Source organism: Nonomuraea sp. NPDC054003, assembly GCF_055585125.1.
Genome location: NZ_JBVJKR010000003.1, coordinates 108,214 through 126,520, shown reverse-complemented (window position 1 = coordinate 126,520; position 18,307 = coordinate 108,214). Strand labels below are relative to the sequence as shown.

Sequence of the window (18,307 nt, the reverse complement as noted above, 5' to 3'; positions counted from 1 at the left end):
CCCTAGCCCTCGTCGCCGTCGACGTCGTCGATGCGGCGAAACTCCACCTGCACCCGCCCGCGGGCCAGGTCTTGATAGTCGAGCCTGCGAGCGGCGCCGTCGACCTCGAGGTCGACTCCGGCGTCGTCGGCTGACAACACCCTGCCCTCGATGAGGCCGCCGTCTCGCATCTCCGCCTTGACCAGCCGCTTGGCGGCGCGCCTCCAGTGGCGCGGCTCGGTCAGCGGACGGTCGACCCCGGGCGAGGACACCTCGAGCGTGTAGGGAGCGGCGCCCATCGCGTCGTCCTCGTCGAGGGCCGCCGAGACGGCCTGGCTCACGTCGGCCACGTCGTCGAGGCTCACGCCGCCGTCACGGTCGACGACCACACGGAGCAGCCGCCGCTTGCCGGCCTTGGTGACCGTCACGTCCTCCAGGTCGAGGCCCTCAGCGACGACCACGGGCTCCAGGAGCTTCATCAGGTGGTCGCGGGGTGACGCGCTGCCCATATCGACCTCCCCTATTGTCGAGTCACAGCCGGGCGGACCTCGCCACTGGCTCAGCGTCGCCGGCCCGCTCGGCCAGCGACGACAGTTGACACCCTATCTGTTCGGCGGCCTGCGCAGAGCGTCACTCACCCCGCTCACCGTGATCCCCGCACACGCCGCGCCTGACCGCGTGCGGGGGTGCCAGCCCGTACGATGCTCTCTGCGGTCCGCAACAGTGAAAGGTCCTGCTCGTGCGCCAGCCTCACCTCTCCAGGCGAGCCCTGCTGGCGGGCGGGGCCGTCGTGGCGTTGCTCGCGGGCTGCAGCGCGCCGCCCGACCCCCAGCCGGTACGCGACACCCCCGAGCAGGCGCTGGCCCGCGTCCTCATCGCCGACAAGGAGCGGACGATCGCGCTCTACTCGGCGCTGATCGCCGACGGCGGCAAGCTCACCGCCTATCGCGACCGCCACCTCGCCCACCTGGCCGAGCTGCGGCGGCGCTTCCCCGGGCTGACCGCCCGGCCTCCCGCGCAGTCCCCCAGCCCGGCCGCCAGCCCGTCGGCCACGGCGTCGGCCACGGCGTCGGTCTCCCCCACCACCACGGCCGCGCCCAAGATGACGCTGTCGCGGCTGCGGGCGCTGGAGCGCGAGGCGGCGACGCGGCGGCCCGCCCAGCTCGCGGGTGTGGCGCCCGCCCTGGCCCAGCTGGTGGCGAGCATCGGCGCCTGCGAGGCCCTGCACGCCGCCTCCGTCGTCAAGCCGCCCCGGCCGCCTGCCGCCGGCGCCCACGGCGATCCTGGAGACGTCGAGAAGCTCCGCAAGGCGCTCTCGGCCGAGCACGCCGCGGTCTTCGCGTACGGCCTGATGGGCGCCCGCACCACCGGCTCCCTGCGCACCCGCCTCACCCGCGCCTTCGACGCGCACCGCGACCGCCGCGACCAGTTGCGCCGCCTCATCACCGCCCGCGGCGGGCAGCCCAGCGAGGCCCAGGCCTCCTACGCGCTGCCGTCCGTCCCGTCGAGCGCTGCGGCGGCCTCCCGGCTCGCGGCCCACGTCGAGACCGGGCTCACCGCGTCCTATCTGGAGCTGGTGGCGGCCAAGGACACCGCGCTGCGGCGCTACGCGGCGGTGGCCGTGCAGGAGGCGGTGGTCCGGGCCCACTCGTTCCACCGGGGCGTCACCACGGCCTTCCCGGGCATGTCCGCGCCCGCCGCTCCCGCCCCGTCCGCCACCCCGACTCCCGGCGGCTGACCTTCGGCAGCGTAGTCCGCTCCCTTGGAGCGCTCCGCGAAGTAGTTGACATCGACTAGCCGACGCCGGATAGTTGATCCTGACTACAGGAGGCGTGATGGCGGGGAAGCGCAAAGTGGGAAACCTGCTGGCGCTGGCCGTCCTGTCCTACCTGAGCCGGCGTCCCATGCACCCGTACGAGCTCGGCCGGACCCTGCGCGAGCACGGGGACGCCCGCAGCATCAAGTACAACCACGGCTCGCTCTACATGGTCGTCGGTCAGCTGGCCCGCGCCGGGCTCATCGTCGAGGTCGGCACGAGCCGGCAGGGACAGTTGCCGGAGCGGACCGTGTACGGGCTCACCGACGAAGGGCGGCGGGAGCTGCGTGACTGGCTCAGCGAGCTGGTGGAGCAGCCGAAGCACGAGTATCCGGGGTTCGTGGCCGCGCTGTCGCTGATCGGGGCGCTGCCGCCGGACCAGGTCGTGGAGCTGCTGCGCAGGCGGCTGGAACGGCTCGCCGCGCAGCGCGCGGAGATCACCGCCCTGATCGAGGACACGGTGGGCGCGGGCATGCCGGAGCTGTTCGTCGTCGAGGAGGAGTATCGGCTCGCGCTCCTGGAGGCCGAGACGGCGTTCGTCGAACGGTTCGTCCGGCGGATCACGGACCCCGAGACCGGCTGGGGCCCTCAGTGGGCGCGGGCGCATGCCGCCTGGAGCGCCGACGGGGGTGGTCCGCCGGGCTGACCCCGCTCAACGGACTGCCGCCACGGCAGGCCCGAGGGGCAGGACCCCGGTGCGGTGCGGGAACACCGCGACCGGGGTCGGCCTCGTATGCAGATCCCGCGGGAACGGAACCCGGTGCACGAGGTCGGCAACCGCAAGGGTAACCGGGATTCCTCCCCGTGGGGCACGTCGATCACTGGAGGAGTTCTGTCATGTTCCGTCCCGCTTACCCGTTAACCGCTCGATGGATGGCCCTGGGGGCCGTCGCCGGGCCCGCGCTGTTCGCGCTGTCCTGGGTCGTGCTCGGCCTGGTCAGCCCGGGCTACACGCTCTTCGGCCACCGGTTCACCGGATACTCGCCCATCAGCCAGCCCGTCAGCGGGCTCGGCATGGGCGTCACCGGGCCCTTCATGAACACCGCGTTCGTCGTCACCGGGCTGATGCTGGTCGCCGGTGTGGCCGGCGTCTTCCGCATTTTCGCGGGGCCCGGCCGTCTGGCCTGCGTGGTGCTGCTCGGGCTGAGCGGCGTGGGCCAGATCCTCTGCGGGATCTTCACCCTTGAGGAGATGATGCCGCACACGCTCGGCTACCTGCTGGCCATCGGCACGCCGGTGATCGGCTTCCTGGTGGCGGGGAGGTACTTCCGCCGGATGCCCGGCCTGCGCCGGTTCGGCACGTGGCTGCTCGTGGGCAGCCCGCTGACGCTGGTGCTGCTCGTGCTGTTCTTCCTGACCTTCCAGCCCACGGCCGACGGGGCCGAGCAGGGGGTGGCCGGGCTGGTGCAGCGGCTGGGGATCGTCGAGGTGCACGCCTGGTTCGCGGCCATGGGCGTGCTGGCCTTCAGGAGGCGGGCATGAGGACCGCCCGCGAGCGCTGACGCGTCGCCGCCTCGCTTCCGGGCGAGGCGGCGACCCTCCCGAAGAGGTCAGCGGCGGCGGCAGATCATGAGCTCGGTGGTCGGGCTCTCGCGGAGCACCCGGACCAGGCGGCGTTCGAGCGGATGCAGCAGGGCGCCGGCCAGCCAGCCCGTGATCTCGGTCAGCGTGACCGCGCGCAGGAAGCCGCCCCACAGCTTGCGCCAGACGGGGTTGGCGTCCACCTGGGCGTTCATCAGGACGAGCATGGGGACGCGGCGCAGCACCTCGAACCCGGCCTCGTCGAGGGCCGCGGTGATCCACGGCAGCGTGTGGTTGACCTGGTAGTCGGAGCGCTGCTCGGGCCGGTGCAGGAAGTTCTCCGACAGCACGAAGACGCCGCCGGGCTTGACCGCCCTGCCGATGTTGGTCAGGGCGGCGCGGTAGCGCGTGTCGTCGGTGATGTGGAAGAGCATGTCCATCGCCGACACGACGTCGTAGGAGGCGTCTTCGAGTGCGTCGCCGGGGTCGGCGATGTCGAGCCGCAGGAACGCGTCGCGGGGGAAGCGGCCGCGCAGGCGGTCGACGGCCGCCTCGGTGAGGTCGCTGCCCGTGATGGACTCGGCACCCAGCGCCCGCCACTGGCGGACGTAGAAGCCGGTGCCCGACCCGATGTCGAGGACCCGGGACTTGGGCAGGTCGAGACCCAGGGCGGCGACCTCGCGGCGGAAGCCCTCGGCGCGGACTCGGTACATCCAGATGTTGAACGCCCTGCCGAGGGCCTTGTAGCCGACGCCGCTCTCGGTCCAGTCGGACTGCAGGCGTCGCTCCCAGAAGTCTTTCAGTTCGACGTGTGGCTTCACCGGGTCGAGACTTACAGCCCCCCACCGCCCCGTCAAACCGGGGCGGTGTTTCGCCGGGATTGTCAGGATGCGCAGGCGGCGACGACCCGGTCGGCGGCCTCCGCGAGTGGGATCTCCTGCTTCTCGCCGGTCACCCGGTCGCGCAGCTCGGCCACACCCTGGGCCAGGCCGCGGCCGATCACCACGATCGTCGGGACGCCCAGCAGCTCGGCGTCCTTGAACTTGACGCCGGGCGACACCTGGAGCCGGTCGTCGACGAGCACCCGCAGGCCGCGCGACTCCAGCTCAGCGGCCAGCTCCAGGGCGGCCTCGACCTGGCGGTCCTTGCCGGTGCCGACGATGTGCACGTCGGCGGGGGCGACCTCGCGCGGCCAGACCAGGCCGAGCTCGTCGTGGGCCTGCTCGGCTATGACCGCCACCGCGCGGGAGACGCCGATGCCGTAGGAGCCCATGGTGACGCGGACCGGCTTGCCGTCGGGGCCGAGCGCGTCGAGCCCGGCGGCGTCGGCGTACTTGCGGCCGAGCTGGAAGATGTGGCCGATCTCGATGCCCCGGTCGATGGAGAGCGCCGAGCCGCAGCGGGGGCAGGGGTCGCCGGCGCGCACCTCGGCCGCCTCGACGGTGCCGTCGGGCTCGAAGTCGCGGCCCGCGACGACGTCGGCGGCGTGCTTGCCCGGCTCGTTGGCGCCGGTCACCCAGGCGGTGCCTGTGACGACCCGGGGGTCGACGAGGTAGCGGATGCCGAGCTCGCGCAGCACCTGCGGACCGATGTAGCCGCGGACCAGGCCGGGGTGCCTGGCGAAGTCGTCGGCCTCGAAGATGGCGGGCTCGCCGGGGGCGAGCGCGGCCTCCAGTCGCTTGAAGTCGACCTCGCGGTCGCCGGGCACGCCGATGACCAGGGTCTCGACCTTGTCGGAGCCGGGCGTGGACACCTTGACGACGACGTTCTTGAGCGTCTCGGCGGCGGTGATCGACAGACCGTGGTGCTCGTTGACGTGCGAGACCAGCGACTCGATGGTCGGGGTGTCGGGGGTGTCCATGACGCGCAGGGCGGGCAGCCCGTCGAGGGCGCGGGCGGGCGGCGCGGGAGTGGTGACGGCCTCGGCGTTGGCCGCGTAGCCGCACGAGTGGCAGGCCACGAACGTGTCCTCGCCGGTGGGCGTGGGCGCCAGGAACTCCTCCGAGGCCGACCCGCCCATCGCGCCCGACGTGGCGAACACGATCTTGTAGCGGATGCCGAGCCGGTCGAAGGTGCGGATGTAGGTCTCGCGGTGCTGCTCGTAGGAGTGCTTGAGTCCGTCGTCGTCGAGGTCGAAGGAGTAGGAGTCCTTCATGAGGAACTCGCGGCCGCGCAGGATGCCCGCCCGGGGCCTGGCCTCGTCGCGGTATTTGGTCTGGATCTGGTAGAGCGTGACCGGGTAGTCCTTGTAGGAGGAGTATTCGCCCTTGACCATGTCGGTGAAGAGCTCCTCGTGGGTGGGCCCGAGCAGGTAGTCGGCGCCCTTGCGGTCGTGCAGCCGGAAGAGCGTGTCGCCGTACTCGGTCCAGCGGCCGGTGGCCTCGTAGTATTCGCGGGGCAGCAGCGCGGGGAAGAGCACCTCCTGGGCGCCCATCCGGTTCATCTCCTCGCGGACGACGCGGGCGATGTTCTCCAGCACCATCTTGCCGAGGGGCAGCCACGAGTAGATTCCGGGCGCTACCCGGCGGACGTATCCGGCGCGAACGAGGAGCTTGTGGCTCGGCACTTCCGCGTCTGCCGGGTCGTCCCGCAGGGTGCGAAGAAACAACGACGACATGCGCAGCAACACGGCTACTCCTTGCTCGAAACCGGCTTGAAGGATTACAGGCTATCGATTCCGAGGAGGCGTACGCGCGGGCTTATCCCCCGGGCAGGACGGTCAGCCCCATGGCGAACAGCCCGGCGATGACGGCGGCCAGCGCGAGAGCGCGCGCCCTGGCCGGCCCCGTGCGGCGCAGCAGGAGCACGGCGGCGGCCGCCAGGGCCCCCACCGGCAGGGCGGGCAACGGCCAGAAGTACGGCTCGGCGGCGATGAACCCGGGCGTCGCCCGGTCCACGACGTCGGTCACCACGGCGGCGCCGATCACCCCGGCCGCGAGATCGCCCCACCGGTCGTCCCTGCGGGTCGCGTAGGCCAGCAGCCCGAGCCCGACGAGCAGGGCGAACGTCCAGTGCAGCCCGGCCGGCGTGCCGCCGAGAAGGGTGACGTCGAGATCTCCGCGCAGGGCGCCGCCGCCCATGGTGGCCACCACGGTCGACACCGCGGCCAGGAACGTGGTCAGCAGCGCCCAGCCGAAGCCGGAGGCGGTGGCGCCGACGGCGACCGTCAGGGCCAGATAGGCGTAGGGGTCGTAGACCTGGCCCGCCCAACCGGGGATCCGGCCGGCGCCGAGCATGCCGACGAGGCCGACGGCCAGTCCGGCGAAGAAGGCCACCACCAAGTGGATCTCGATGCGTCGCTGACGACGGTCGAATTCGAGAAAGTAGTCGTGGTCGATCGTGCTTGTCTTCATCTCAATACTCAGGTCATCCCTCCTCAGGCAGACGCCGCGGACGACCAGTTCCACATTATGTGACCGTACAAGAAAGGCAAATTTCGGTTAACCGGAAGTAACGTCAGCCGCCCAGGAGTTCTTCCCACGGATGGCGGGTGTTGGTGCGGCGGGTGGTGTCGAGCGCCTCGGCCAGGCGCCAGAGGCCGGGGCGGGCGCGCACTCGTGCCCGGCCCATCGGGTCGATGGCGCGCAGCTCGAAGCGGACGCCCATGACGTCGAGCACGGCGCAGGAGTCGCCGCTCGTGCCCGTCGTGACCAGGCCGGGCATGCGGTCGGAGAGCAGGGCCGCCACCTCGGCGGCGAACGGGCCGTCGCGCCACTCGACGTGCCAGCTCGGGTCGGCGCCGCGCCACCAGGTCAGGTCGCGGCAGGATTCGATGAAGTCGGCCTCGGTCGCGAGCGCGGCCATGACCCGGCCGAACGCCTCGTAGTGCACCGCGCCGCCGGCCGGCAGGTCGGCCGCGGCGGGCGGCGTGCCGTCCTTCGTCCGTCGCAGCGCGTGCTTTCGCCTCACGAGCAACACTGTGATCGGCGTGGACGCGTTTCCGCAAGGGGCGGGTGGGTCAGAAGTGCGGGGCCGGGCGGCTGCGGACATAGGCCGAGATAGGCGGATATCGACAGACGTCACGTTCGGGCGGTATGCACGAAGGGCGGGGGTTCATCCGTACGGACGATCGGGGATAAATCGATCACACCGGCAGGTTGCACCTGGTGGGGCGTGTGCCCACTGGTACACAATCTCCGGAACGAGGGAGGCAGCGTGACGTTGCGCGTGGCGGTCATCGGATCCGGTCCTGCTGGGATCTACACGGCGGAGGCCTTGATCAAGCAGTCCGGCGGAGCCGTGGAGGTGGACGTCCTCGAACGGCTGCCGACCCCGTACGGCCTGGTCAGGTACGGCGTCGCGCCCGACCACACGTCGATCAAGTCGATCGCCAACTACCTGCGCAAGGTGCTGGAGCAGCCCGAGGTGCGCTTCCTCGGCGGCGTCACGCTGGGCGAGCACGTGACCGTCGAGGACCTGCTGGCCTGCTACGACGCGGTCGTCTACTGCACCGGCGCGATGGTGGACCGGCGGCTGGGCATCCCCGGCGAGGACCTGCCGGGCAGTGTCGCCGCCACCGACTTCGTGAACTGGTACTGCGGCCATCCCGACGTGGACCCGTCGCGGTTCACGCTCGACAGCCCCGAGGTGGCGGTGATCGGCGTCGGCAACGTGGCCGTCGACGTGGTGCGGATCCTGGCCAAGACCTCCGAGGAGCTGAGCGCCACCGACGTGCCCCACGAGGTGCTGGAGCGGCTGGAGAGCAGCCAGGTCAAGGCCATCCACATGATCGGCCGCCGCGGGCCCGAGCACGCCAAGTTCACCCTGAAGGAGCTGCGCGAGCTGGGCGAGCTCGCCAACGCCGACGTGTGCGTGCGCCCCGATGAGGCCGTCGTGCTCGGCGCCGACTTCCCCCGCCAGATCCGGGGCAACATCGAGGTGCTGCGCTCGTGGTCGGAGCGCAGCCCGGCCGGCCGGCCGCGCCGCCTGGACGTGCGGTTCTGGCTGCGTCCGGTGGAGATCCTGGGCACCGAGCGGGTCGAGGGGCTCAAGCTGGAGCGCACGATCCTGTCGCCGGAGGGCCGCGTGGTCGGCACCGGCGAGTACGAGACGCTGCCGGTCGGCATGGTGCTGCGCTCGGTCGGCTACCAGAGCGTCCCGCTGCCCGGGGTGCCGTTCTCGGAGAAGACGATGACCGTGCCGAACGCGGCGGGGCGGGTGCGCGAGCGCGAGTACGTCGCCGGCTGGCTCAAGCGCGGCCCGACCGGCGTGATCGGCACGAACAAGTCCGACGCCGCCGAGACCGTCCGCACGTTGCTGTCCGACCTCTCGGGGCAGGCGCCGCGCGACCTCAGGCCGCTCGACGCGCTGCTGTCCGAGCGCGGGGTGCACCCGGTGACGTACGAGGAATGGCTGGCGATCGAGTCGGCCGAGGCCGAGCTGGCCAAGTCGCTGGGCCGCGGCGAGCGGGTCAAGCTGACCGGCCTGGAGGCGATGCTGCGGGCCTGCCGTCCCTGAGAGGAACGCATGCGTACCACCGTCCCGTCAGGCGTGCCCGGCTTCCCCGAGGTCTACCGGCTGCAGCAGGAGCGCTACCCCGCGGCCGAGCCCGGCTGGCAGCCCGTGCACACCGTGTACGTGCCCGCCGACCGGTTCGGCGCCGGCACCGTGGCGGCGTGGGGCGACGAGGCGCTGGCGCTGGCCAAGGCGCACCTGGCCACGCCCGCCGAGCTGGCCGAGGTGTTCGACGTGCCGGCGGAGCTGTCGGCCGCCGTGCACGATCGGATGCTGCGCAAGCTCGCCGGCGAGCCGGTCGAGGACCTGCGGGTGGACTTCGAGGACGGGTACGGCGTGCGCCCGGACGAGGAGGACGGCCACGTCGAGCAGGCGGTCGAGGCGCTGGCCGCGATGCGCGCGGCGGGCACGCTGCCGCGCCGGTGGGGGCCTCGGGTGAAGTCGTTCGCCGACGGGGACCCGGAGCGGTCCGTGCGGACGCTCGACGGGTTCGTCACCGGGATCGTCGAGCGGCTCGGCGAGCTGCCGGACGGTTTCGTGGTGACCTTCCCCAAGGTGCTGATGGAGGCGTACCTCGGGCAGTTCGTCGCGTTCCTGGAGCGGCTGGAGCGGGCGCTGGGGCTCTCCCCGCTGCGGTTCGAGATCCAGGTGGAGGCGCCGCAGACCGTGCGGTTCCTGCGCGCCGAGCTGGCCGGCGAGCTGGGCGGGCGGCTGTCGGCGGCGCACTTCGGGGTGTTCGACTACACCGCCGCGCTCGGGCTGCCGCCGCACGAGCAGCGGCTCGACCATCCGGCCTGCGACCACGCGCGGCACGTGACGCAGACGGCGTTCGCGGGCACCGGGGTGGAGCTGTCGGACGGTTCGCTGGCCGCCTCCCCCGCCTCCGGCTCGGCCGCCGACGTGCGGGCGCTGTGGCGGCGGCACGCGGCACTGGTGCGTCACTCCCTGGCGCACGGGTTCCACCAGGGGTGGGACATGCATCCGTCGCATCTGGTGAGCCGGTTCGCCACCGTCTACGCCTTCCATCTGGCGCGTTACGACGCCTACCGGGAGCGGGTGCGCGCCTGGGAGGAGCGGCGCGCGGCCGGGGGCGGCGTGATGGACGAGCCGGCGACCGTCAAGACGCTGGTGGCGGCCCTGCGCCGGGCCGACGCGGCCCTGCCCTGACCGGCTAGTCGCGTTCGACGAGCGAGCGCCAGCGGCGGACCAGCTGCGCGTCCACCGGGTCCGTCCAGCTCCGCCGGACCGCCGAGCCGACGTGGAAGGCGCGTACGCCGTAGTCCAGCAGGTCCGCCACGTGCCGGGGCCTGAGACCGCCGCCGGCCATGATGATGGAGCCGTCGCCGGCGTCGGCGCGGCCCTTGAGCACGGGCAGCCCGTCCCCCACGCCGTGCGGCGAGCCCGCCGTCAGCACCGTGGCGAGGTTGGGCAGCAGGCGGACGGCCCGCCAGGAGGCCTGTGTGTCGGCCGCGTGGTCGACCGCCCGGTGGAACGTCCAGGGCAGCGGGGACACCGCGTGGATGAGCGCCTCGGTGGCCGCCAGGTCCACGGCTCCCGCCTCGTCCAGGAACCCGAAGACGAACCCGGCCGCGCCCGCCTGCGCCAGCTCGCGGGCGTCGGCGCGCAGCCTTTCCAGCACGTCGCCGTCCGCGACGAACCCGCCGTCGCAGCGGAGCATCACCATCTGCGGCAGCGGGCACTCGGCTGCGATGGCCGCGACCGTCTCGGGCGCCGGAGTGAGCCCGCCCTCCGCCATCCCGGTGACGACCTCCAGGCGGTCGGCGCCACCTTGTTCAGCCGCCACGGCGTCACGCACGCCGAGCGCGATGACCTCCAGCAGGGATCCCGTCATGCTGGAGAGGGTATAGGCAGCTCTGCCCTGATTTGCCCGCCGAGGTGGGGAAATCCTCCTGGCGGGCCGGCATGCGCCGGACACCCGGGGAGCGCGGGCGACGGCCCGCACTCCCTGTCAGCCACCGGCCGGACCGGCCATGCTGTGAACGTGAACATCGCCGGCCACGCGGAACGGATCCGGAGTCAGGCGACGATCAGTTCCGGCGCCGTGAGGTCGCGGAAGGCCGTGATCGCCGGGTCGGCGGCCCTGCGCTGGAACAGCGCGCCCGACGCGCGATGCGGCAGGTCCACCGTGCGCACGTGACGGAAGCCGCGGCGCCGGTAGTAGCTCTGGAGCCCTTCGTTGCGCTTGGCGCAGTCCAGCCGCAGCCACGGCAGTCCCGACCCGTACGCGGTGGCGCCCGCCCAGTCCAGCAGGGCGTCTCCCAGGCCGCTCCCCGACCAGGGCCGCGCCACGGCGAGCTTGTGCACGTACAGGGCGGCGCCGGGGTCGTCGGCCTCGGTCCAGAACTCCGGATCGGCGTGCCCGTCGAGGGCGATGGTGGCGACGAGCGGCGCCGGCCCGTCGGGGTCGAGCGCGCGCAGCTCGTCGTCGAGCAGGAACAGCACGCGCTCCTCGATCAACGGCAGGATACGGTCCGGGCCGAATCCTTCGCGGGGCCACTGGCGGACGCCCCGCGAGTGCAGCCAGCCGGCCGTGTCGGCGAGGAGGTCGAGAACCCCCCGGAGGTCGACGGGCTCCGCCCGCCGGAGGGTGAGCGGGTGCAGGAGGGTGTTCGTGCGCATGATTCACCTTTCATTGCGATACGCGCGCGTACGAATACGCAAAGTGATCGATGGATGGGATACGAATCCCAAATGGTGGCCTATGGCCCGATATATCCGATAGCCCGATATATACGGATAAATCGCTACAAGGGGAGCATTACGGCTCCCCGCGTCCAGCGAGACGGCAGGCTCGCTGGTACCGCGGCCGGCGGGATCACCCCCAACCGAGCTCTGTCAGCGGCGGTCGAGCTCGTATCTGATCAGATGTTTGTCGGCAGGCAGCACCGACACCGCGACGCGCACCGGCAGTTCGTAACGGTCGTAGCCCACGCGCACATAGACCATGACCGGCGTGCCGAGCTCCAGCTGGAGCCGCTCAGCCTCCTCCTGATTGGGCATCCGCGCCCAGATGTCGTCCACCACGCGCACCTGCTCGTGCCCCAGCTCCTCCAGCACGCGGTTGGCGCCTCTCTCGATGTCGCCCGGCCGGGCGATCGCCGAGTCGGCCACCAGCTTCCGCGGGAAGTAGGAGTCGTTGGTGTTGTAGGGCTGGCCGTCCACGAACCGCAGGCGCCGCCGTACCACGGCGAGCTCCCCGTCGGACAGTTCCAGCCTGCTGGCGATCTCCTCCACCGGAGATACGGTCAGAACCTCTATGTACTGGCTGGGCTCGCGGCCTTCCTGCGTGACGGCGAAGGCGAAGGCCTCGCGCAGCTCTCCAGAAGGCTGCGGCTCCAGCTCGCGCTGCGGGTAGATGAGCAGCGGCCTGCGATCCCTGACCACCGTGCCGCGCCGTGGCGTACGCGTTACGAGCCCTTCATTCACGAGTTCCCCGAGGGCCAATCGGACGGTGTTGCGGCTCACCCCATGGTCTTCCATGAGTTGCGCCTCTGTCGGCAGCTGTGCTCCGGGGCCGAGTACGCCGGAGTAGATGGCCCTTCTCAGCTCCGAAGCCACCTGCTGATACAGCACCGACCTTGCCACTTTCACCCCTTTTGTTCCAACAATTTAGACGATCTGGTTCTAGCAGACCATCTCCCCCTTGACCGGACGGCATCCGCAGCCGCATCATCCATTCGTTGGTACAAATCCATCGAAAGGCCGGTGAGGGGGTGAGGGCCGGTGATGCCGGACCGCGCGGGTATGCCGTACGTGCCCTGGCGGGACCCTTGCGAAGCAACACGTTTACTGCGTTACGAGTTGCCTCGCCACGGGTTCCTCCACATCAGCCAGTGCGTCCAGCCCGGCAGTTCCGCGCCTTCCCTGTCAGCCGAGCCGAACGTCCGGTGCGAAGACGGGCCCCTCGCCCACGCGAGGGAAGCGCCCCCGCCTGCGTCCCGGAGCAGTGCGGCCCGACAGGGAAAGTGGCATCGCCGCAGCTAGACCAACACCCGGAGTCCTCGCGAGAGGGTCACTCCCCCACCAACTCCGTGTGCGACCACGCGGTTCAGGACTCCATCCCTCGCCGGAGTCCTGGCGCCGCCGCTCACGGGGCAGGAAGCGCGTCCTGGCGGGTCCCCCACGCCCGCCAGGGCGCGCGTTCCTCCTTCGGAGGCCTTCCCCTTCCCGCCGTCCAGCCCGCAGGCGCCGCGTCCCGGCTTTGTGTCCCCGCGGCACGGTGACGGTTCGGCGCGGGGCGGGTGACGCTTTTCTCGCCTGCCCACGCGGCCAGGTTTCCCTATCCGAGGACTGACCGTCCGGGGGATTCGGCGCTGACCGTAATAAGGACCTCGACACCCCCTTGACGAGCGGGAGCGGGACGCCTAGCTTACCAAGCAAGCGCTTGGTAAGAGTCAGGGAGGCGGCCATGGCGCAGACCCGTGAGCTACTCACCCAGGAGCGGCGGCTCGCCTCCCTGCTGTGCAGGCCGCGCCCGGCCGCGAGCGACCCCGTGGACCCCGAGACGTTCCGCGGGGTCCTCGGCCGGTTCGCCACCGGCGTGGTCGCCATCACGGCGCTCGACCGCGAGGGTCGGCCCCACGGCCTCGCGGCCAACTCGTTCACCTCGGTGTCGCTCGACCCGCCGCTCGTCGCGTTCTGCGTGGCGTACAGCAGCACGAGCTGGCCCCGGTTACGGGCGGCCAAGGTGATCACCCTGAACATCCTGGCCGAACACCAGCGGGCCGTCTGTGCCCAGATGGCCACCCGCGGCGGAGACAAGTTCGCGGGCCTGACCTGGAGGGAGTCGCCCGGCGGGAACCCGGTGCTCGATGGCGCGCTGGCCTGGATCGACTGCCGGATAGACGCCGAGCATCCCGCAGGGGACCACGTCATCGTGGTGGCCCGTGTGCTGCAGCTCGACACCCACGCCGACGGCGGCCCGCTGGTGTTCTACAACCGCTCCTATGGCGGCTTCAACCCCATATCTTGACGGCCAAGATATGTTGGGGGCATGAACGTCACGGAGCCCATGTTCCTCGCGCTCACGGCGCTGGTGGACGGGCCGCTGCACGGCTACGGCATCGTCCAGGAGGTCGAGCGCATCTCCGGCGGCCGCGTCCAGCTCAAGATCGGGAGCCTGTACGGGGTGCTCGACCGGCTCGCGGCGCAGGGCCTGATCGCGCTCGACCGCGAGGAGGTCCGGCAGGGCCGGCTGCGGCGCTACTACCGGCTGACCGACGAGGGCGCCACCGTCCTCCGTGAGGAGGCCGCCCGCCTGGCCGCCAACGCCGAGGCCGCGAACTCCCGCCTGCGCGCCCGCCCGGCCGGCGGCCTCGCCATCCGGATCGCCGGCACGCCTCACCTGGGAGGTGCCGGGTGAGCGAGTTGTTGGAACGGCGCTACCGATCCGTGCTGCGCCTGCTGCCCGAGGACTACCGGCGCGAGCGTGAGAGCGAGATGGTGGCCGCGTTCCTGGAGGCGGCCGGCGATGTCTCCAGCGCGGACAACCCGCGCCCCGGGTGGGGCGAGGTGGGCAGCGTGCTCGCGCTCGCCCTGCGGCTGCGGCTCGGAGGCCAGGACTCGGCGCCGCGGGCGTTCGCCCGGGGCGAGGCCGTACGGCTGGTGGCACTGCTCGGCCTGGGGTTCCAGGCCGCGCTGTCCGTCGTCACCGCGGCCGGCGGGGTGGCGGAGCCTCTCTTCTTCCTGGCCGCGGCGGAGGCCTGCTGCTGGGTCGTGGCGTTCCTCGCGCTCGTACGCGGGCACCTGCCGACGGCCAAGGGCGCCGCGGTCCTCGCCCTGCTGCCGGTCACCGGAACCGTCGCCTTCCAGGCCTCGGACTCCGCGCAGCCCGCGTCGCAGACAGCCTCGTGGCTCGTCCTCACCGTGGTCCCGGTGATCGCGCTGCTGCTCGCCTACCACCGCGACGTCCTTCCGGTGACGCGGCCGTGGTGGCAGGCGGTGCTGCCGCTCACCGTGGCGGTGTTCGCGGCCTCCCTCGCCCTGCTGCCCCGGGATCCCACGTGGTCGTGGTCGTACCCCTGGACGGATCCGATCGGGCTGGGCGTGCTCGCCCTGGTGGCGGGCGTGGCGGCCGGCGCGATCCGCCGGCCGGCGGCGCACTGGCGGCTCGCCCTGGGCATGGTCGCGGCGCTGCTGATGGCGGTCCGGCTCCTGGACATGGCGGATATGTACGGCGATCTTCTGGTCACGGGCAGCGTCCAGGTGGTGCTCCTGGCCGTCCTCGCGACCGGTCTCACCATCACGGGAAGGCGCGCGCTACCCGAGCCTGTCTAGGCGGGAAGGGCCGGGCGATCTACCGTCCGGGGTATGAGTTCACGCTCCACCTTCCTGCTCGATGTCCTGATGGCGGAGTTCGGCGAATCGATCAAGCGCGACCCGGCCGCGTTCCGGCGCAAGTTCCGGAAGATGGCGGCCTCCCCGTTCGCGTTCTACCGGGGCAGCGCCTGCCTGTTCTACGCGGACCTCACCTCCGGGTACGCGGACGAGGCGTACCTCGACCCGGCGACCAGCCGCGTGTGGATCCACGGCGATCTGCACGCGGAGAACTTCGGCACGTACATGAACGCCTCGGGCGTCCTGGTGTTCAACGTCAACGACTTCGACGAGGCGTACGTCGGCCCGTACACCTGGGACCTCAAGCGGTTCGCGGCCAGCGTGGCGCTCCTGGGGTACGCCAAGGCGCTGTCGGACGAGGCCATCGGGCGGCTCGTCGGCGACTTCGGCGGCGCCTACCTCACCGAGCTGGCCGCGATCGCGCGGGGCGGCGACGACGCCGTCGGCTCGCTCACCCTGGACACCACCTCGGGAGTGCTGCACCGGGTGCTGCAGACGGCCCGGCTGCGCACCCGGGTGGCGATGCTGGAGATCGAGACGGTCATCGACGACTACGAGCGGCGCTTCGCGTTCATGGAAGGCCGCGAGCCGGTCGCCGACACGACCCGGCAGGCGGTCCGGTCGGCGTTCGAGGACTACCTGACCACGCTGCCCACCCCGTCGAACCCGGTGGAGCACGTGATCAAGGACATCGCGCTGCGTACCGGCGTGGGCATCGGCTCGGCCGGGCTGCCCTCGTACAACCTGCTGCTGGAGGGGCGCTCGCAGGCACTGGAGAACGACGTGATCCTCTACATGAAGCAGGCCCAGGTGCCGGCGGTGGCGCGCCACATCACCGACGAGAAGGTGACCCGCTACTTCCGCCACCAGGGGCACCGGACGGCGGAGTCGCAGCGCGCGCTGCAGGCGTACGCGGACCCGTGGCTCGGCTACACCACCCTGGGCGGCGCCGGACAGCTCGTCGCCGAGGTGTCACCGTACTCGGCCGATCTGGACTGGGACGACGTGAACGAGCCGGAGGAGCTGCACGCGATCATGCTCGACCTGGGCCGGGCGGTGGCGCGCATGCACGCGGTGGCCGACGACGAGTCCGCCCACGACCTGGTCACCTTCTCCACGGAGGAGGCGATCGTGGGCGTGGTCGGGGACGATCGCGCCGGATTCATCGGGATGCTGGTGGAGTTCGCGCACCGGTACGGGGCCCAGGCCAGGGAGGATCACCAGCGGTTCGTGGACCTGTTCAGGAACGGCCGCCTCCCGGGCGTCTGACGGGGGATGGCGACCAACCGGTCGGTATGGCATGCTTCCGGAACATGACTCTGTTCTCGGTGGAAGGCAAGACAGTCGTCGTCACCGGCGGCTCCCGGGGTATCGGACGCATGATCGCGGCCGGGTTCACGGCGGCCGGCGCGAAGGTCGTCATCTCCGCGCGCAAGGCCGCCGAGGTGGAGCGGACCGCCGCCGACCTCGGCTGCACGGCCGTGGTCGCCGACCTGTCCACGCCCGAGGGGGTGGACGCGCTGGTGTCGGCGGTCTCGGGGCCGCTGCACGTGCTCATCAACAACGCGGGCGCGACCTGGGGCGCGCCGCTGGAGGAGTATCCCGGGCACGCCTTCGACAAGCTCTGGAACATCAACGTCAAGGGCGCCTTCACGCTCGTCCAGCGCCTGCTGCCGCGGTTGCGCGAGGCGGCGGGCGAGGACGACCCGGCACGGGTGATCAACGTCGGTTCGGTCGACGGCATCAGGGTGCCGGTGATGGAGACGTACGCCTACTCCTCCACCAAGGCGGCCGTGCACATGCTGACCCGGCACCTGGCCCGGCAGCTGGCCCCGGAGCACATCACCGTGAACGCGATCGCCCCCGGCCCGTTCGACTCCAAGATGATGGCCTTCGCGCTGGACGACCCGTCGACCCGGGCCTCCATCGCCTCGAACGTGCCGCTCGGCCGCATCGGGCGGCCCGACGACATGGCCGGGGCGGCGATCTTCCTGGCCTCGCGCGCCGGCGCCTACCTGACCGGGACCGTCATCCCGGTGGACGGCGGAATCACGGCCTAGAGCAGCTCGCGCAGCGCCGTGGCGAACGCGGCGGCGGAGCCGGGGACCTGGCGCAGGTAGAGGTACGGCTCGGTCAGCTCCAGCTCGATCAGGGCAGGGGCGCCGCCGGGTAGCCGGACCAGGTCGATCCTGGCGTACAGAAGGGGCTGTGGGATGGCGGCGAGCACCTTCTCGGCGAGTTCGACCTGGTCCGGGGCCGGTGTGCGCGGCTGCGCCCGGATGTTGTCGACGCCCGTCATGCCGGGGGCCAGCATGGGCGAGCGGCGGACGGCGTGGCTGAAGCGACGGTTGAAGTAGAGCAGCGAGGTCTCGCCCTCCGCCTCGACCATGTCGAGGTAGGGCTGGACCATGGGGGTGCGGCCGGCGGCCTCGAGCGCGGCGGCGAAGGCCGTCGCCTCGGCGCGGTCGGAGGTCCTGATCGTGTCGCGGGCGCTCGCCGAGACCGTGGGCTTGACGACGTACTCCCGGTGGTCCGGCAGGTCGCGGGAGGACCAGTGGGTGGGCACGATCGGCAGGCCGAGGTCGCGCAGGTAGGTCTTGTCGGTGTTGGACTCCAGGACGGCGGCCGGGTTGAGCAGCCGGGCGACGCGCTCCACGCGCCGGGTCCAGGCCAGGAACTCGGCCCTGCGGTCGCAGTAGTCCCAGACGGATCGGACGACGACGGCGTCGTAGGCGCTCCAGTCGGCCTCCGGGTCGTCCCAGCGCTCGGTCCGGCCTTCGAGGCCGGCATCGCGCCAGGCGGCCAGGACGAGGTCGCGCTCGTCATCGTGGCCATCCGGGTCGTCGAAGGTGACGTAAGCACACAGAACCATCCGGAGATGGTAGCGCCCGCGCCCCCGGGCAGCGCGGGCGCCTCCACCTGCTAGTCGACGTCGACGGCCACGCGGGCCCAGCTGCGGTTGGTCGCCACGACCGCGTTGCCGTTGATGTTGGTCACGTTGGTCGCGGCCGAACCGCCGCGGTTGCTCGTGCCGATGTTGCTGAAGTTGTTGCCCGTCTGCGACGACTCGCTGTTGCGGCTGTCGTTGTCGATCCGGGTGTCGGCGTGAGCGGGGACGGCCATGAGGGCGAGGCCGGCGGCGGTGAACCCGATGAGCGCGAGCTTCTTGATCATTTCTTG

20 protein-coding genes and 1 pseudogene are annotated in these 18,307 nt (G+C 71.6%); 10 read left to right on the top strand and 11 right to left on the bottom strand.

All coding sequences use genetic code 11. From position 1 onward, the window contains the following. Window positions 1–2: 2 nt before the first annotated feature. Window positions 3–488: a ribosome maturation factor RimP gene (gene rimP / locus ACZ6YG_RS08190; protein ID WP_466017534.1), complete on the bottom strand. Its 486-nt coding sequence runs from the start codon at window positions 486–488 to the stop codon at window positions 3–5. 230 nt (window positions 489–718) lie between these two features. Here rimP and ACZ6YG_RS08185 point away from each other — a divergent pair, with 230 nt between their 5' ends. From ACZ6YG_RS08185 to ACZ6YG_RS08175, 3 genes are all read left to right on the top strand, one after another. After that, a complete protein-coding gene (locus ACZ6YG_RS08185) occupies window positions 719–1,717 on the top strand; it encodes a DUF4439 domain-containing protein (protein WP_466017533.1) in 999 nt (332 codons plus the stop codon). 97 nt (window positions 1,718–1,814) lie between these two features. Beyond that, complete coding sequence (locus tag ACZ6YG_RS08180; RefSeq protein WP_466017532.1) at window positions 1,815–2,441, top strand: PadR family transcriptional regulator; 627 nt, start codon at window positions 1,815–1,817, stop codon at window positions 2,439–2,441. Window positions 2,442–2,632: 191 nt separating this feature from the next. Next, a complete protein-coding gene (locus tag ACZ6YG_RS08175; RefSeq protein WP_466017531.1) occupies window positions 2,633–3,277 on the top strand; it encodes a DUF998 domain-containing protein in 645 nt (214 codons plus the stop codon). A gap of 68 nt (window positions 3,278–3,345) precedes the next feature. Here the strand turns inward: ACZ6YG_RS08175 and ACZ6YG_RS08170 are convergent, their stop codons facing one another. The 4 genes from ACZ6YG_RS08170 to ACZ6YG_RS08155 form a co-directional block, all read right to left on the bottom strand. Beyond that, the gene (locus ACZ6YG_RS08170) at window positions 3,346–4,137 is read right to left on the bottom strand and encodes a class I SAM-dependent DNA methyltransferase (protein WP_219544227.1); all 792 of its coding nucleotides are present in this window, start codon (window positions 4,135–4,137) and stop codon (window positions 3,346–3,348) included. A 62-nt stretch (window positions 4,138–4,199) separates the two neighbouring features. Beyond that, window positions 4,200–5,945 (bottom strand): proline--tRNA ligase, encoded by a 1,746-nt coding sequence (locus tag ACZ6YG_RS08165; protein WP_466017530.1) that lies wholly within the window; start codon window positions 5,943–5,945, stop codon window positions 4,200–4,202. Window positions 5,946–6,015: 70 nt separating this feature from the next. After that, window positions 6,016–6,669 (bottom strand): hypothetical protein, encoded by a 654-nt coding sequence (locus ACZ6YG_RS08160; RefSeq protein ID WP_466017529.1) that lies wholly within the window; start codon window positions 6,667–6,669, stop codon window positions 6,016–6,018. Between the two features lie 103 nt (window positions 6,670–6,772). Further along, the gene (locus tag ACZ6YG_RS08155; protein ID WP_261808768.1) at window positions 6,773–7,225 is read right to left on the bottom strand and encodes a hypothetical protein; all 453 of its coding nucleotides are present in this window, start codon (window positions 7,223–7,225) and stop codon (window positions 6,773–6,775) included. A gap of 246 nt (window positions 7,226–7,471) precedes the next feature. On the opposite strand from ACZ6YG_RS08155, the gene ACZ6YG_RS08150 reads away from it, so the two are divergent. Both ACZ6YG_RS08150 and ACZ6YG_RS08145 read left to right on the top strand, forming a co-directional pair. After that, window positions 7,472–8,773, top strand: coding sequence for an FAD-dependent oxidoreductase (locus ACZ6YG_RS08150; protein ID WP_261808769.1), 1,302 nt, complete (start codon window positions 7,472–7,474; stop codon window positions 8,771–8,773). A 9-nt stretch (window positions 8,774–8,782) separates the two neighbouring features. Then, window positions 8,783–9,937, top strand: coding sequence for a DUF6986 family protein (locus ACZ6YG_RS08145; protein WP_466017528.1), 1,155 nt, complete (start codon window positions 8,783–8,785; stop codon window positions 9,935–9,937). 4 nt (window positions 9,938–9,941) lie between these two features. Here ACZ6YG_RS08145 and ACZ6YG_RS08140 read toward each other — a convergent pair whose 3' ends face one another. The 4 genes and pseudogenes from ACZ6YG_RS08140 to ACZ6YG_RS08125 all read right to left on the bottom strand — a co-directional run. Further along, entirely contained in the window at window positions 9,942–10,622 is a 681-nt protein-coding gene (locus tag ACZ6YG_RS08140) for a copper homeostasis protein CutC (protein WP_466017527.1), read from the bottom strand. Between the two features lie 185 nt (window positions 10,623–10,807). After that, entirely contained in the window at window positions 10,808–11,410 is a 603-nt protein-coding gene (locus tag ACZ6YG_RS08135) for a GNAT family N-acetyltransferase (protein ID WP_148033627.1), read from the bottom strand. Between the two features lie 216 nt (window positions 11,411–11,626). Next, a complete protein-coding gene (locus ACZ6YG_RS08130) occupies window positions 11,627–12,175 on the bottom strand; it encodes a GntR family transcriptional regulator (protein ID WP_261808886.1) in 549 nt (182 codons plus the stop codon). Between the two features lie 6 nt (window positions 12,176–12,181). After that, window positions 12,182–12,349: pseudogene (locus ACZ6YG_RS08125) on the bottom strand (GntR family transcriptional regulator); the annotation flags it as partial. An 850-nt stretch (window positions 12,350–13,199) separates the two neighbouring features. On the opposite strand from ACZ6YG_RS08125, the gene ACZ6YG_RS08120 reads away from it, so the two are divergent. The 5 genes from ACZ6YG_RS08120 to ACZ6YG_RS08100 are packed head-to-tail and all read left to right on the top strand — an operon-like array spanning window position 13,200 to window position 17,187. Beyond that, window positions 13,200–13,763 carry a flavin reductase family protein gene (locus tag ACZ6YG_RS08120; RefSeq protein ID WP_466017526.1) on the top strand — a complete coding sequence of 188 codons (564 nt, stop codon included), beginning with the start codon at window positions 13,200–13,202 and terminating at the stop codon, window positions 13,761–13,763. Window positions 13,764–13,784: 21 nt separating this feature from the next. Further along, window positions 13,785–14,153 carry a PadR family transcriptional regulator gene (locus tag ACZ6YG_RS08115; RefSeq protein WP_148033629.1) on the top strand — a complete coding sequence of 123 codons (369 nt, stop codon included), beginning with the start codon at window positions 13,785–13,787 and terminating at the stop codon, window positions 14,151–14,153. Then, window positions 14,150–15,067 carry a hypothetical protein gene (locus tag ACZ6YG_RS08110; protein ID WP_466017525.1) on the top strand — a complete coding sequence of 306 codons (918 nt, stop codon included), beginning with the start codon at window positions 14,150–14,152 and terminating at the stop codon, window positions 15,065–15,067. The genes ACZ6YG_RS08115 and ACZ6YG_RS08110 overlap by 4 nt, the downstream gene beginning before the upstream one ends. Before the next feature lie 33 nt (window positions 15,068–15,100). Further along, the gene (locus tag ACZ6YG_RS08105) at window positions 15,101–16,396 is read left to right on the top strand and encodes a DUF2252 domain-containing protein (protein ID WP_466017524.1); all 1,296 of its coding nucleotides are present in this window, start codon (window positions 15,101–15,103) and stop codon (window positions 16,394–16,396) included. 44 nt (window positions 16,397–16,440) lie between these two features. Then, the gene (locus tag ACZ6YG_RS08100; RefSeq protein ID WP_397198206.1) at window positions 16,441–17,187 is read left to right on the top strand and encodes an SDR family oxidoreductase; all 747 of its coding nucleotides are present in this window, start codon (window positions 16,441–16,443) and stop codon (window positions 17,185–17,187) included. Here the strand turns inward: ACZ6YG_RS08100 and ACZ6YG_RS08095 are convergent. Both ACZ6YG_RS08095 and ACZ6YG_RS08090 read right to left on the bottom strand, forming a co-directional pair. Further along, window positions 17,184–17,999, bottom strand: coding sequence for an ATP-grasp domain-containing protein (locus tag ACZ6YG_RS08095; protein ID WP_466017523.1), 816 nt, complete (start codon window positions 17,997–17,999; stop codon window positions 17,184–17,186). The genes ACZ6YG_RS08100 and ACZ6YG_RS08095 overlap by 4 nt on opposite strands. Window positions 18,000–18,049: 50 nt before the next feature. Next, entirely contained in the window at window positions 18,050–18,301 is a 252-nt protein-coding gene (locus tag ACZ6YG_RS08090; RefSeq protein ID WP_148033634.1) for a hypothetical protein, read from the bottom strand. Window positions 18,302–18,307: the final 6 nt, after the last annotated feature.